General features: G+C 74.5%; 8 protein-coding genes. 3 read left to right on the top strand and 5 right to left on the bottom strand.

Going from position 1 to position 15306, the window contains the following annotated elements; genetic code table 11:
• Window positions 1–65: 65 nt before the first annotated feature.
• The 3 genes from ACT2CW_RS39385 to ACT2CW_RS39375 all read left to right on the top strand — a co-directional run bounded on the left by ACT2CW_RS39385 (window position 66) and on the right by ACT2CW_RS39375 (window position 8438).
• Window positions 66–1601: a hypothetical protein gene (locus ACT2CW_RS39385; RefSeq protein WP_414081713.1), complete on the top strand. Its 1536-nt coding sequence runs from the start codon at window positions 66–68 to the stop codon at window positions 1599–1601.
• Window positions 1602–1668: 67 nt separating this feature from the next.
• Window positions 1669–2529 (top strand): hypothetical protein, encoded by an 861-nt coding sequence (locus tag ACT2CW_RS39380; protein ID WP_199334603.1) that lies wholly within the window; start codon window positions 1669–1671, stop codon window positions 2527–2529.
• Between the two features lie 65 nt (window positions 2530–2594).
• Window positions 2595–8438: a hypothetical protein gene (locus tag ACT2CW_RS39375; protein ID WP_445520068.1), complete on the top strand. Its 5844-nt coding sequence runs from the start codon at window positions 2595–2597 to the stop codon at window positions 8436–8438.
• Here the strand turns inward: ACT2CW_RS39375 and ACT2CW_RS39370 are convergent.
• The 5 genes from ACT2CW_RS39370 to ACT2CW_RS39350 all read right to left on the bottom strand — a co-directional run bounded on the left by ACT2CW_RS39370 (window position 8365) and on the right by ACT2CW_RS39350 (window position 15091).
• Window positions 8365–8718 carry a hypothetical protein gene (locus tag ACT2CW_RS39370; protein ID WP_445520067.1) on the bottom strand — a complete coding sequence of 118 codons (354 nt, stop codon included), beginning with the start codon at window positions 8716–8718 and terminating at the stop codon, window positions 8365–8367. The genes ACT2CW_RS39375 and ACT2CW_RS39370 overlap by 74 nt on opposite strands.
• A 94-nt stretch (window positions 8719–8812) precedes the next feature.
• Window positions 8813–10279 (bottom strand): aldehyde dehydrogenase family protein, encoded by a 1467-nt coding sequence (locus tag ACT2CW_RS39365; RefSeq protein WP_445520066.1) that lies wholly within the window; start codon window positions 10277–10279, stop codon window positions 8813–8815.
• The gene (locus ACT2CW_RS39360; RefSeq protein WP_445520065.1) at window positions 10276–11433 is read right to left on the bottom strand and encodes an aromatic ring-hydroxylating oxygenase subunit alpha; all 1158 of its coding nucleotides are present in this window, start codon (window positions 11431–11433) and stop codon (window positions 10276–10278) included. Before ACT2CW_RS39360 ends, ACT2CW_RS39365 begins: the two co-directional genes overlap by 4 nt.
• Window positions 11434–11561: 128 nt before the next feature.
• On the bottom strand, window positions 11562–13985 hold the full coding sequence (locus tag ACT2CW_RS39355; RefSeq protein WP_445520064.1) for a GcvT family protein: 2424 nt from the start codon (window positions 13983–13985) through the stop codon (window positions 11562–11564).
• A gap of 20 nt (window positions 13986–14005) precedes the next feature.
• Window positions 14006–15091, bottom strand: coding sequence for an S-(hydroxymethyl)mycothiol dehydrogenase (locus ACT2CW_RS39350; protein ID WP_086880348.1), 1086 nt, complete (start codon window positions 15089–15091; stop codon window positions 14006–14008).
• Window positions 15092–15306 lie beyond the last annotated feature (215 nt).

The following is a 15306-nucleotide window of genomic DNA, read 5'->3' as shown; positions in this document are numbered from 1 at the left end:
TGTGTCATAGCGGGATCTCCGTGCCGTTTCGTACGTTGTCGGTGCGACGCCCTACTCTGTGCGACGTGACATCATCTCCACCCCCGGGGGCCGCCGCGCCCCAGCTCAACACCGCTGACGGGGCCGCCCGGCCGGCCCCGGGCCCGGCCGCCGACGAGGGCCTGGCCCGGCGGCTGCGCGCGCTCGCCTGCACCGCGCCGCTGCACGACCTGGACGCGCGCAAGGCCAACCTCGCGGGGGAGTACGGGGTGTACGCGATGGCGGAGGTCGCCCTCGCCGCCATCGACCTCGTCACGCTCCACATGGACTTCGACACCGGCGCCGACCACGAGCAGATAGTGGCCAGGCTGCTGCCCCGGGTGGCGGCCCAGGCCCCCGGCCGCCCCGCCGCCGAGCACGACCGGGTCGCCCGCTGGGTGCTGGAGAACCTGATCAACGTCGGCAGTGTGGACCGCGGCTTCCGCGCCGTCTACGGCACCTTCGGGCCCGATGGGGTGTATGTCCGCAGGGACTACGACTTCAAGCTGATCGAGGAGGTGCCGGGCCCCGGCGGCAGCGTCTATCTGCGCACCACCGACGAGGCGGTCAACGTCCTGGTCGGCGCCCTCGACACGGACGTCACCAGCGCCCAGATCGCCGCCGAGGTCAAGCTGGAGGTCCTGATCAGCCGGGGCCGCCTCGCCGATGCCCAACTCGCCGCCGAACAGGCCCGCTACCGCACCGTGCAGTACTCGGAGACGCTGCGCCGCACCCTCGACGCCACCCGGCGCAACGTCCGCGCGGTCGACTGGCTGAGCACCGTCCCCGAGCTGATCAGCGAGGCGCTCGACCACGTCGCCGACCGCTACCGCCACGAGAACGCGATCCTCACCAACATCCGCAAGGCGCGCGACGAGGCCGAGGGCGCCGAGCACAAGCGGCGCGCCGCCGAGCTCGTCGACATCGTCAAGGACTGCATCCGGCGCCACACCCAGCTCCAGTCCCGGCTGCTGGAGGCCGGTCCGCTGTTCCGCGCCGAGCAGGACCGCCAAGCCTTCGCGCCCCCCGCCCCGCGCTCCGGATACGACCTGTACGGACAGCTGCTGGCCCCCGTCCTCCCGCTGCCCCTCGAGCGCGCGGGCCGGGTCACCGACGCGTTCTTCGCCCGCGGCACGGGGCTGCGCACCCCGACCTCGGTGCGGATGAGCGACCTGGTCGAGATGCTGCTCACCCCGCCCGTGGAGCGGGAGCACCTCGGCGCGGAGATGCCCGAGCCGGACCTCATCGCCACCCCCGACGACAGCCGCTTCAGCGAGGAGCAGCTGGCGGTGGCCATGGAGCTGCTCGAACTGCCCGCGGACGCCCCGCGGCGGCTGTCCGGGCTGCTCGCCGACGCCCGCCGCCGCGACCCCGAGCTGCCCTATCTGATCGCCCTCCTCGCCGTCCACGCCGCCAGCCCCCCGGTCGGCACCGCCTACCGCCAGGGCGAGCAGCGGCTGCTGTTCGCCGTGGACGACGGCACCGAACTGGACGACCCCGAATTCGGCGGTGCCGACCTGATAGTGGGCACCGCCCTGCTGGACGCGGTCGGCATGGCGGCCGACCGCGCGGAGGTGGCGTGATGACCGCGACCCATGAGTACGCCCCGCGCGAGGAGGTTCAGCCGTGACCGAGTACGACATCGACGAGATGACACCGCCGGACGCGGCACCCGCCCCGGCGGCGGCCGGGCTGACGCCCGCCGACGCGGCCGACGCCGCGCGGCTGGTGGCCTTCGGGCTCCAGCCCAAGCTGCTGCCCGCGCGGGACGTCGAATACGCCGAGCTGCTGCGCCGCCACCGCGACGAACCGGCGTTCGCCCGCCTCACCGACGCCGTCGCCGCCGGGCTCGGGCTCATCGTGCTGGAGGTGTCGACCCGCGCCGGAATGGCGGTGACCGCCGCCGAGGACTCCGTCTTCGCCGTCCGCATGGGCGACTACGCCCGCCGCGCCGCCACCGACTCCGCCGACCGCTTTCTGCACGGCCTCGCCCACCTCGCCGTCGCCGCGCTGGCGTTCCCCCGCCCCGAGGACCTCGCCGACGACGGCTATATCGGCCGCGTCACCGTCAACGGTGTCGACGCCTTCGTCCGCCAGGCGTGCCGGCGGCTGGAGGAGCGCGCCGAGGAGCAGGGGGAGAACACCGACCCCGCCACCGGTGCGCCCGGGCTGGAGTCCGCCTGGCGGGTCTACGCCCGGCGCAGCGCGACCGGCGCCACCAAGGACGCGCGCAGGCTCGCCGGTTCCACCACCGGCATCGTCGGCAAGGCCGTCGCCTTCCTGGTCGACTCCGGCTTCCTCCAGCGCACCGGCGACGAATCCGGCGGCACCTACCGCACGACCGCCCGCTATCAGCTCCAGGTACGCGACATGGCGGCCTCCGCCGCCATGACCGAGCTGCTGGAGCTCGGCGTCGTCCCCGTCAGCGACGGCGGCGCCACCCTGCTGCCCCCCGACCAGGGCGACGACCTCGACCTGGTGGCCGACGCCGGTCTCCCCTTCCACTCCTGAACCCCGACGCCCGGCCCCCACCCGCCCGACACCACCCCACCTTCCGACAACGAGAGTCCGCCGCCATGTACGAGCTGTCCCGGATCCGCCTCTACTCCATCGGGCCGGCCGGTGCGCGGTACGCCGACACCGTGCTGGACCTGCGCGGAGTCGGCGAGCCGGTGCCCAGCCCCGCGCCCACCCAGGCGGAGTTCTTCGAGGAGGAGCCGGTCGGCCCGCCGCGCCGCCCCGCCCCCGCCGGGGTGCTCTTCCTGGAGAACGGCGGCGGCAAGTCCGTCCTGCTCAAGCTGATCTTCTCGGTGATGCTGCCCGGCCACCGCAACACCCTGGGCGGCGCCAGCTCCGGTGTGCTGCGCAAGTTCCTGCTCGCCGACGACTGCGGGCATGTCGCGCTGGAGTGGCAGCACACCGTCACCGGTGAGACCGTCGTCGTCGGCAAGGTCAGCGAATGGCGCGGCCGTCAGGTCTCCAACGACCCGCGGAAGTTCGCCGAGGCGTGGTATTCCTTCCGGCCCGGCCCCGGGATGAGCCTGGACTCGCTGCCGGTCGCCGAGTCCGCGGCGGTGCGGCCCGCCGTCGAGGGCGCCTCCACCGCCCGCGGCCGCCGCCGCACCATGAAGGGCTTCCGTGACGCCCTTACGGAGGCCACCAAGGCGTACCCGCATCTGGACGTGGTCTGGGTGGAGATCCACGAGCGCTGGAACGAACACCTCGGCGAGCTCGGCCTCGACCCCGAACTCTTCCGCTACCAGCGGGAGATGAACGCCGACGAGGGCGAGGCCGCCGGGCTCTTCGCCGTCAAGAACGACTCCGACTTCACCGACCTCCTGCTGCGCGCCGTCACCGACACCCGCGACACGGACGGGCTCGCCGACCTCGTCCACGGCTTCGCCCACAAGCTGGGCCGCCGCGCCGAGCTGACCGCCGAGCGCGACTTCACCGCCGGTTCGCTCGATCTGCTCCAGCGCATCGCGGACGCCGCGGACCGGCGTGAGCAGGCGCGCGGTGTGCACGCGGGCGCCGAGCGCCGCACCCGTACGCTCGCCCGGCGGCTGTCCGCGCGCGGCGCGGAGGAGCGGGCGCGGGCCGCCGAGCTCGCCGAGCAGGTCGCCTCCGCCGCCGAGGCCGTCACCGACGCCGAGGAAGCGCGTGGCCGCAGCGATCTCGTCGCCGCCGAACTCGCCTACCGGCACGCCTCCTTGGCGCTCGCCGCCGCCGAGAAGGGCGCCGCCGCGCAGCGCCGCGAGCTCAACGAGGCCCGCACCCTGCACTCCGCCTGGCAGGCCGCCGAGACGGTGCTGCGCCACCGCGCCGCCGCCGACCGCTCCGCGCGCGTGGCCGCCGCCATCCGCGAGGCCGAGCGGGACGCGGCCCCCGCGCTCGCCGCCCGCGCCAAGGCCGCCGCCGACCTCGTCCGCGCCCTGCACGCGGCCGCGGAGGACGGCGAGCGGGTCGCCAACGAGGAGGAGGAGCGCTCCGCCGCCCTCCAGGAGGACGGCGAGGCCGCCCACCGCGACGCCACCTCCGCCGCCACGGCGGCCCAGCGCGCCCGCAGCGACGCCGAGCATCTGCGCCAGCGGCTCGCCGAGGTCGAGCAGGAGACCGCGGAGGCCGTCCGCGCCGGATGGCTCGACGACTCCGCCCCCGACGCCGACCCGGCCCGCGCCGCGCTCGCCGCGAGCGACGCCGAGAAGACCACGGTCGCCGCGTTCGACGAGGCCCGCGAGACCGCCCGGCGCACCGCCGACCACGCGAAGTCGGCCGCCGCCGAGGAGGCCCGCGCCGAACTGGCCGCGGCGCGAGCGGTGGACGCGGCGCGCGCCGCGGAGTCCGCGTACGACGCGGAGCGGCGCGCCGCGGAGGCGCTGGGCGCGGAGCAGCGCCTGGTCGAACTGCTGGGCCTGCCGGAGCTGTCCGCCGCCGTGCCCGCCCCCCGCGGTGCCGCCACCCGCCCGTCACCGGCGGACGCGCGCGCGGCGCGCGGGGTGACGGTGCGCATTCCGGACGCGGGCGCGGGCACGGGCGCCGCGGGTCGCCGAGGCGCCCGCGCCCTGCCGACCGACTCCGGCCGGGACGGGTGGATCACGGTCCACGTGGACGAGGAGGACGCGGACGACGTCGGCCTCTCCCAACTCCCCGCCGCCTTCCGCGCGGACCCCTCCGCCCACCCGACCCCCGTGGACGGCGAACCCACGCCCCACGACCACGCCTACGCCCCCGAGGAGCCCCCCACCGACACCCGCGAACGCCTCGCGGCTGAGGACCACGCCGGGATGGACCCCGCCCCCGGCGCGGCGGCCTGGTCGACGGATGCCATCGCGGACGCGGAAGGTGACGCAGCTGCTGCGGGCGACCGGCTCCCGGGCACCGGACCGACGCCCGGTGACGGCGTCGCCGCCTCGTGCGCGCTCGGTGAGCCGTGCCCGAGGGCCGAGATGCCGGGGCGAGTTGAGGAGGCGGGGGGCGGCTCCGCCCCCGTCGGCGGTGGACGGGCGGATACCGGACCGGCGGGTGAGGCGGAGGAGACGCGCCCCACTCGGCATGGAGGAGCGTCCGCAGAGGACGCGGAGACGGACCCCGGGGAGGCCCCCGGGCGTCGTCCGCTCGCGGCGGAGTCGCGGCCCGCGGGGCGGGTGACGGTGCGGATCGACGAGGTCGAGGACGATCCGTCGGGCGGTGGCGGTCCGCGCCCGGAGGGCCGCCGTGGCGGTGCCCCGGCGGTGGCGGCCGATGCTCGCGGCGACGGCGGTCAGGCCGGGATGCGGATCGCCCCGGACTCCGCCGACGTCACCCAAGCGGCCCCGGCGGGCGCCCCGCGCGGTGGCGCCCGGGTGGTGGCGGCCGAGTCCCGGCCGTCCGGAGAGGTGTCGGCCCGGGTCGGGGACGGTGACGACGGTCGGGCCGAAGGGAAGGCCGCTGCCATCGACACCCCGCCCGGCAACGTCACCCCCGCCGACTCCGACGCCACCGACTCCGCCCCCGCCTCCTCCGCCACCGACTCCGCCACCGACTCCGCCTCCGCCCCCGACGACTCCGACTGCTGGAGCCCCGAGCCCGGCGGCGCACCCACACCCACACCCACACCCACACCCGAACCCGAACCCGAAAACGGCCGCGGCAGCGGCCACCGCACGCCGCCCGCCCCACGGCCCCTCGCGGACGGGCCGCTCACCGCCGAGGAGCTGGACCGGAACGCCGAGGCGTTGCGGGAGCTGCTCGAGGAGAGCGTGAGCTCCGCCGAACGGCAGTTGTTCGAGCTGCGGACCGCCGCCGCCGAGGACGCGCGCATCCTGGGGGCGCTCGGTGACGGGGGGCTGTTGCCGCCCAGTGCCGATGTGCTGGCGGCCGTCGAGTTCCTCGGGGAGCACGGCATCCCCGCGCTCCCCGGCTGGCGCTATCTCGCCCAGGCCGTGGACCCCGCCGACCACGCCGCCGTGCTCGCGGCCCGCCCCGAGCTGGTGGACGGTGTCGTCATCACCGACCCCGGCACCCACGCCCGCGCCCGTGAGGTGCTCGGCCAGGCGTCGCTGCTGCCGCGGTCCGCCGTGGCCGTCGGGACGTCGGCCGCGCTGCTCGCGCCGACGCCCGCGCCGGGTGCCGAGGAGAGCGGCGTCTTCCTCGTGCCGCCGAACCCGGCGATGCACGACGAGCGCGCCGCCGACGACGAGCGGCGCGAGCTGCGGGCCCGCGCCACCGCGCGGGACGAGGAGATCAGGGCGCTCGCCGCCCGGCTGGCCGGGGACCGGGCGCTGTCCGCGCGGCTCGCCTCGTGGCGCACCGGCTGCCCGCCCGGTCGGCTCGCGGAGCTCGCGGCGGCGGCCGAGACCGCCCGGGAGACCGCCGACACCGCGCAGCGCGACCTCGTGGAGGCGCGCACCGCACGTGCGGAGGCCGACGAGGCCGCCACCGAGGCCGCCCGGGTCCGGGACGAGCGCCAGGAGGCGGCGCAGCGGGCCCGCCGGGTGGCGGACGCGCTGGCCGGGCTGGCGTACCGGCTGCGGGAGCGCGCCACCTGGCAGACCCGGCTGCGCGAACTGGCCGAGGAGGCCGTCGAGTACGAGGAGCGCGCCGCGGGCTGTGTGGACCGGGCCCGCGCCGCCGACGAGGACCGGCGCGCCGCCCAGCGCGCGGCCGACGACGCGCGCCGTACCGCCCGTGCCCTGCGCGCCGAGCGCGCGGAGATCGCGGGCGCCCCCGACGACCTCGGCGAGGCCACCGAGCCGCCCTCCGCCTCGCTGCCCGCGCTCCGCGAGGCGTACCGCGCCGCCTCCCAGGTCTACGAGAAGGTCGGCGTCGGCGCCGACCTCCGCGCCGAACAGGCCCGCGCCGAAAGCGACGAGAGCGCGGCCCTCGCCTCCCTCGACCGGCTCACCAACAAGGTCCGCACCCGCGCCGCCCAGCTCCTGGAGGGCACCGACGGCGCCGACGGCCCCTCCCGGCAGGCCGCCGCCGCCCGCGCCGAATCGCTCGTCCAGATGCTGGAGAGCCGCGCGTCGGCGGCGAGCGAGCAGCTGGGCCGGCTGCGCGGCGAGGCGGAGCGGCTCGCCCCCGCCGACGGCGACGCCCACACCGAGCTGCCGGAGGAGATGGTCCCGGCCGACGCCGAGCAGGCGAAGGAGCTGCTGCGCACCGCCAATGGCGAACTGGCCGCCCGTACGGACGCCCTGGACACCGCCCGCACCGCCCACGCCGACCTGGTGCGCGCCCACCGCGCCGCCGAGGACGCCGCGGGCGGCTTCGACGAGACCGCCGCCCTGCTGCGGGATCTGCTGCGGGACGGCCCCGGCGCGGAGGACGACGGCGAGCGGCCCGAGCCGTACGCCGGGGATCTCGCCGAGGCCCGGCAGGCCGCCGCCGAGACCCGCCGCTCACTGCGCGGCTGCGCCGCCGATCTGTCGGCGGCCGAGTCCTCGGTGCGGGAGGCGAGCGACGTCCTCGTACGGCACGCCAACTCCACCCGCTACGAGCAGGTGCGCACCCCTGCCCGCCAGCAGATCCGGGAGCTCCCCGCGGCCGCGCTGCCCGAGCACGCCGCCGCCTGGGCCGACGCGTTCGCGCCCCGGCTGCGCGTGCTCACCGACGAGCTGGAGCAGCTGGAGCGCAACCGCGACTCGATCGTGGACCGGCTGCGCGGCCTCGTCGAGTCCTGCCTGGCCACCCTGCGTTCGGCACAGCGGCTCTCCCGGCTCCCGGAGGGGCTCGGCGAGTGGTCGGGCCAGGAGTTCCTGCGGATCCGCTTCGAGGACCCCGACCAGGCCACGCTCACCGAGCGGCTCGGCGAGGTCATCGACGAGGCCACCCGCTCCGCCGTCCGGAAGAACTCCGATCTGCGCCGGGACGGCATGTCGCTGCTGCTGCGCGGGGTCCACGCCGCGCTCCAGCCGCGCGGGGTGGCCGTGGAGATCCTCAAGCCGGACGCGGTGCTGCGGGCCGAGCGGGTGCCGGTGGGGCAGATGGGCGATGTGTTCTCCGGTGGTCAGCTGCTGACCGCCGCCATCGCGCTGTACTGCACCATGGCGGCCCTGCGCAGCAATGACCGGGGCCGGGACAAGCACCGCCACGCGGGCACGCTCTTCCTCGACAACCCCATCGGCCGCGCCAACGCCACCTATCTGCTGGAGCTCCAGCGGGCGGTGGCGGACGCGCTGGGGGTGCAGCTGCTCTATACGACGGGGCTGTTCGACACCACGGCGCTGGCCGAGTTCCCGCTGGTGATCCGGTTGCGCAATGACGCGGACCTGCGGGCCGGGCTGAAGTACATCAGCGTCGAGGAGCATCTGCGGCCGGGTCTGCCGGTCCGGGAGCCGGAGGAGGAGCAGCAGGTCCACGGCCAGATCACCGCCACCCGGATGTACCGCCGCCCCGAGGCGGACGCGGAGGCGCCCGACGGGGCGGCGGATCGGCCGTGAGCCCGGTGGGCGTCCCCGCGCCGGGGGCGACGGGGGACACGGTCGTGGTGACCGTCACCGGATCGCTCACCAGAGAGGGGTTCGGCGAAGAGACCACCGCCGTGGTGGTGGCCGCCCTGTGCACGGTCTGGGCGTCGGTGCCGCTGGACGAGAGGAAGCTGGGGCCTCCGTCGTAGGTGGCGGTCACCGTGAAGCCGGCGGCGCTCGTATAGGTGTGGCTGATGGTGGCCAGCGCGTCGAGGCGGTCGAGCGCGGTGCGCACCACCAGCCGGTCGGGCATGCTCCGCGCTAGGAGCGGGATCGCGGTGGGACCCGGGGAATATCCTTGACCGCGGCTCACCCGAATGGCGCAGCGCGCACCGGCCCCGCGGCGGTCAGGCGAACCAGCCCTGCGGACGCGGGCGCGCATTGCGCCAGATGTGCTTGGCCTCCCGGTACTCCGCGAGCCCGCTGGGCCCCAGCTCCCGCCCGGTCCCGGACTGTTTGAACCCGCCCCACTCCGCCTGCGGGAGACAGGGGTGGTAGTCGTTGATCCAGACGGTGCCCAGCCGCAACCGTGAGGCCACCCGCTGCGCCCGCTCCTCGTCGCCGGACCATACGGCCCCGGCGAGCCCGTACACGGTGTCGTTGGCCAGCCGCACCGCCTCGTCCTCACTGGCGAAACGTTCCACCGTGAGCACCGGCCCGAAGGACTCGTCGGCCAGCACCGACATCCCGCTGTGGCAGCGGTCGAGGACGGTCGGCAGGAAGTAGTAGCCGTCGGCCAGGGCCGGATCGTCGGGGCGGGTGCCACCGCAGCGCAGCCGGGCGCCCTCCGCGAGCCCGGCCGCCACATACGCCTCGACCTTGGCCCGGTGCGCGGCCGAGATCAGCGGGCCGGTCTGGGCCCGCTCGTCGAACGGCCCGCCGAGCCGGATCCCGCGGGCGCGGCGCACGACCTCCTCCACGAAGGCGTCGTGCACCGGGTCCTCCACCAGCAGCCGGGCCCCGGCCGAGCAGACCTGGCCGGAGTGGAGGAAGACCGCGGTGAGCGCGTAGTCCACGGCCGTGTCGAAGTCCGCGTCGGCGAAGACCACATTGGGGTTCTTGCCGCCCAGCTCCAGCGAGGTCCGCTTGACCGTGCCCGCGGCCGCCGCCATGATCCGGCGCCCGGTCCGCAGCCCCCCGGTGAAGGACACCATGTCCACATCGGGGTTGTCGGTGAGCGGGGCCCCGGCCTCGGCGCCGGGGCCGAGCACCAGATTGGCCACCCCGTCCGGCAGCCCGGCCTCCGCCAGCAGCCGCATCAGAGCGATCGCGGTGCTGGGGGTGAGTTCACTGGGTTTCAGTACGAAGGTGTTGCCCGCGGCGAGCGCGGGCGCGACCTTCCACGCGGTCTGCAACAGCGGATAGTTCCACGGGGTGATCAGCGCGCAGACCCCGACCGGTTCATAGACCACCCGGCTGACCGTGTGCTCGCTGCCGGTGTCCACGACCCGGTCCGCCTCGGTGCGCACCAGCTGTCCGTAGTAGCGGAAGCACGCCACCACACCGTCGATGTCGACGTCGCTCTCGGCCAGGCGCTTCCCGGTGTCCAGGGACTCGGCGCGGGCGAGCGCGGCCTTGTCGCGCTCCACCAGACCGGCGACGCGCAGCAGCAGATCGCCGCGCGCCTCGACCGGGGTACGGGGCCACGGCCCCTGGTCGAAGGCCAGCCGGGCGGCGCCCACCGCCTCGGCCGCGTCCTTGTAACCGCCCTCGTCGACGACCGCCACCAGCGATCCGTCGGCCGGGCAGCGGATCTCCCGGGTGCGCTCGTCGATCGCGCCGGTCCACTGGCCACCGATGAAGAGGTCCGTCACGGGCATTCCTCCACTTCCGGGGTCGGGACATGGTCGGTCACCCATCGGTGGAAGGCGCTGATGTGGTGCTCGCTGGGGACGAGCACCCCGCCGTCGCGGTAGGCGCGGGAGTCCATGGCGGGCTGGGTGCGCTCACAGGCGTCGAAGTCCTGGGTGTTGACCCGGTGGAACAGCTCCACCGACTTCGACAGATCCCGATCGGACGCCACCACTTCGGGTGCGTAGAGCCAATCGCATTCGACCAGTGTGCGATCGGGGGCGAGCGGGAACATCCGGTGCATGATCACGTGGTCGGGGACCAGATTGAGGAAGACCTGCGGCCGTACCGTGATCGCGTAGTAGCGGCGGTCCTGCTCGTCGGCGATCCCCGCGAACCGGTCGAACCCCTCGCTGCCGTCCACCGTGAACCCCTGGGCCTCCTCGGCGAACTCCGCGCCGTGCCCGACGAAGTACTGCGCCGCCAGGCCGTCGGCGAACTCCGGGAGCACCTCGGTGAGTTCGGGGTGGATGGTCGCGCAGTGGTAGCACTCCATGAAGTTCTCGACGATCAGCTTCCAGTTGGCCTTGACGTCATAGGAGATCCGGCGGCCAAGCGCCAGCCCCGCCACGCCGTAGCGCTCCACGGAGTCCGTGTCGCCGAGCCGCTCGGCCACCGCCCCGATGACCGTCTCCTCGAACGACGGTGGCTCCTCGGCCAGGCAGACCCAGACATAGCCGAGCCATTCGCGAAGCCGTACCGTCACCAGTCCGCGCTCGACCCGGTCGACATCGGGCATCTTCGATAGGTTGGGGGCGGCGGTGAGCCGCCCGTCCAGATCGTAGGTCCAGGCGTGGTACGGGCACTGGAGCGAGCGCCGCACCGTACCGGACTCCTCGGTGCACAGCCGGGCGCCGCGGTGGCGGCAGATGTTGAGGAACGCCCGCGCCTCACCCCGCCGGTTGCGGGTGATCAGCACGCTCTCCCGGCCGACCCGCACGGTGCGGAAGGCACCCGGCCGGTCCAGGTCGGCCCCGCGCACCGCGCAGAACCACATGGCCTCGAACAGGTGCTCCTGCTCCCGGCGGAAGACCCCGGGAGCGGTGTACCAGTGGCCGGGGAGAGTGGCGAGCAGACTGGGGGGCGTGATGGCGGGGGACTCGGGAGCCACAGTCATGGGTTCTCCTCAGGCGGTCGCGGCGGTCAGCCGGCGGGGGTCGAAGAGCTCGATGGGGTGGGCGGTGTCGCCGCTGAGTGCCAAGGGGGCCGCCAAGTGGTCGGTTCCCGCTCGCCCGGCGCTCGGTGTCAGCGGCGGATGCGCTCCATGCGCGGGTCGAAGAGGGGCTCGGCGGCGACGGTCGCGGGCACCTTCTCGCCGAAGTACTCGATGTGGACGGCGGTGCCGGGCACGGCGGCCGCGGCGGGCAGCCAGGCGTAGGCGACGGTCCGGCCGATGGTGTAGCCGTAGGACGCGCTCGTCACATAGCCCGCCGGGACGCCGTCGGCGTACACCGGCTCCTTGCCCATGACGACCGCGGCCGGGTCGTCCAGGGTGAGACAGGTCAGCCTGCGCGCCGCCGACTCCTCGGAGCGGCCCTCGAGCGCCGCGCGCCCGATGAAGTCGCCCTTGTTCATCCGGACGGCGAAGCCGACCCCGGCCTCGTAGGGATCGTGCTCGGTGGTCATGTCATGGCCCCAGGCGCGATAGCCCTTCTCCAGCCGCAGGCTGTTGAAGGCCGAGCGCCCGGCGGCGATCACCCCGTGGCGCTGTCCGGCCTCCCACAGGGTGTCCCACAGCCGCAGTCCCATGTCGGCGGTGGTGTACAGCTCCCAGCCGAGCTCGCCCACGTAACTCAGCCGCATCGCGGTCACCGGGACATGGCCGATATAGGTCTGCCTGGCCTTGAAGTAGCCGAACGCCTCGTGCGAGAAGTCGTCGCGGGTCAGCGGCTGGACCAGCTCCCGGGCCAGCGGGCCCCAGACCCCGACGCAGCAGGTGCCCGGGGTGATGTCGCTGACATGGACGTCATGAGGCGCGTGGCGCAGCAGCCAGTCCAGGTCCAGCCCGCCGTTGGCGCCCACCTGGAAGTGGTGCTCGGAGAGCCGGGCGACGGTGAGGTCGCTGCGGATGCCCCCGGCCTCGTCCAGCAGCAGGGTGTAGGTGACCGCGCCGGGCTTCTTCGCCAGCTGATTGGTGGTCATGCGCTGGAGGAAGTCCAGCGCCCCGGGCCCGGTGACCGCCAGCCGCTTGAGCGGGGTCATGTCGTACAGCGCGACCCGCTCCCGGGTGGCCCTGGCCTCGGCGGCGGCGATGGGCGACCAGTAGCGGGCCGACCAGGCGTCGCGCGGCGGCAGTTCGACGGACTCGGCGAGCGGGGCGTTCGCCTCGTACCAGTGCGGCCGCTCCCAGCCCGCGGCCTCCAGGAAGTACCCGCCCAGCTCCCGCTGCCGGACGTGGAAGGGGCTGACCCGCAGCGGACGGGGCTGCTCCATCGGCTGGAGCGGATGGATGACGTCGTAGACCTCGACGAAGTTCTGCTGGCCCCGCTCGGTGACGTAGGCGGGGGAGCGCTGGGCGTCCTCGAAGCGGTACAGATCGCACTCGTGGACGTCCATGCCCGGCCGCCCGTCCGTCATCCACTCGGCCACGGCCCGGGCGACGCCCGCGGAGTGGGTCACCCACACCGCCTCGGCCAGCCAGAAGCCGCGCACCTCGCGGGACTCGCCGATCACCGGCATACCGTCGGGGGTGAAGGAGAAGACGCCGTTGAAGCCCTCCTCGACCCGGCTCGCGCCGAGCGCGGGGAGCAGCTGGACGCTCTCCTCCCAGCTGGGGGCGAAGTCCTCGGGGGTGAACGGCAGCGAGGACGGCATCACCGGGGCGTCGTCGTACGCGGGCAGCCGCGCCGGGTCCACCGGGAGCGGGCGGTGGGCGTAGCTGCCGATGCCGATGCGGTCGGTGTGCTCGCGGTAGTACAGATCGCGGTCCTGGAACCGCAGGATCGGCTTGCTCGCCTCCGTACGGGGGTCGTTCACCCCCGCGAGCTCGGGCAGCGGCCCGGTCTTGGCGTACTGGTGGGCCAGCGGCTGGAGGGGTACGGGGACCCCCGCCATGTCGCCGATCAGCGGGCCCCAGAATCCGGCGGCGGAGACCACGATGTCGGCCGGGAAGGTGCCCCGGTCGGTGACGACGGCGGTCACCCGGCCGCCCTCCCGCTCGATGGCGGTCACGGTGTGCCGGTCCAGGAACCGGGCGCCGTGCGCGGTGGCCCGCTCCATCTGGGCGCGGCAGGCGAGCAGCGCCCGGGCCAGCCCGTCGTCCGGGGTGTGCAGGCCGCCGAGGATCCGCTCCGGGTCCAGCATCGGCCACATCTCGGCGCACCGGGCCGGGCCGAGCAGCTCGGCCCGTACGCCCCAGGAGGCCGCGAGACCGGCCTTGCGGTGCAGATCGGCCCAGCGCTCCTCGCTGGTGGCGATCTCCAGACCGCCCACCGGGTTGAAGCAGGGCAGCCCGTCGACCTCGAGGGAGGAGAACTTCTCCACGGTGTACCGGGCGAGGTCGGTCAGGGTCTTGGAGGGGCTGGTCTGGAAGACCAGACCGGGGGCGTGCGAGGTCGAGCCGCCAGGGGCGAGCAGCGGGCCCTGCTCCAGGACGGTGATGTCCCGCCAGCCACGGGCGGTCAGCTCATCGGCGAGCGAGCAGCCGACGATGCCTGCCCCGACGATCACAACACGACTGCTTCGAGTGTTCACAGGACCACCACCGACCGCAGCACCTCGCCGCGCTGCATCTTCGCGAACGCGGCCTCGACCTCGTCCAGCGTGATCGTCTCGCTGACGAACGCCTCCAGGTCCAGCTTGCGGCTGAGGTGGAGGTCGACCAGGACCGGGAAGTCCCGGCTGGGCAGGCAGTCGCCGTACCAGGACGACTTGAGCGCGCCGCCCCGCGAGAACAGGTCGATCAGCGGCAGATCGATGCGCATCTCCGGGTCCGGCACCCCGACCTGCACCAGCACCCCGGCCAGATCGCGCATATAGAAGCCCTGGGTATAGGTCTCGGGGCGGCCCACCGCGTCGATGACCACATTCGCGCCGAAGCCCCCGGTCAGCTCGCGCACCGCCTCGACCGGGTCCGTACCACGGGAGTTGACGGTGTCGGTGGCGCCGAAGCGGGTCGCCGCGTCCAGCTTGGCGTCGTCGATGTCCACGGCGATCACCCGGCGCGCCCCGGACAGCGCGGCCCCGGCGATCGCGGCGTTGCCGACGCCGCCGCAGCCGATGACCGCGACGGTGTCGCCGTTGGACACCCCGCCGGTGTGCACGGCCGCGCCGTACCCGGCCATCACCCCGCAGCCGATCAGACCCGCCGCCTCGGGCCGTGCCGAGGGGTCGATCTTCACCGCCTGCCCGGCCGCGACCAGCGTCTTCTCGGCGAACGCGCCGATGCCGAGCGCCGGGCTGAGCGGGGTGCCGTCGGTCAGGGTCATCGGCTGGGCGGCATTGCGGCTGTCGAAGCAGTACCACGGCCGGCCCCGGCGGCAGGAGCGGCAGCCGCCGCACGGCGCCCGCCAGGCCAGGACCACATAGTCACCGGGGGCGAGTGCGGTGACGCCGGGGCCCACGGCCTCGACCATTCCGGCCGCCTCATGCCCGAGCAGATACGGGAATTCGTCACCGATCGCGCCGTCCCGGTAGTGCAGGTCGGTATGGCACACCCCGCACGCCTGCACTCCCACCAGCACCTCACCGGGGCCGGGCTCGGGCACGAGAACGGGCACCACCTCCACCGGGGCGCCCTTTTTGACCGCGACGACGGCGCGGGCTTCTTGCGGCATGGCTCACTCCTCTGTTCTCCTGCGCTCGCAGGGACCGGTGCACGGGAGCTGGCATGACTGCCTCGGAGGAGGGTGAGACCGAGGCCGTTCAGCGGCCTCCGGTTACCCCCCAGTTGCGTATAGCGCGGCGTGTTGCGCGATGGGAGACATCCTGAAAGTCGCCGCCCCGTGCGGTCAAGAGGTTCGCGTAAACCGTCTGTGAACCGGCGCTGACG

Source organism: Streptomyces sp. NEAU-174, assembly GCF_052665095.1.
Note: the sequence above shows the minus strand (reverse complement) of the source record. Positions and strands in the feature narration are given on the sequence as shown.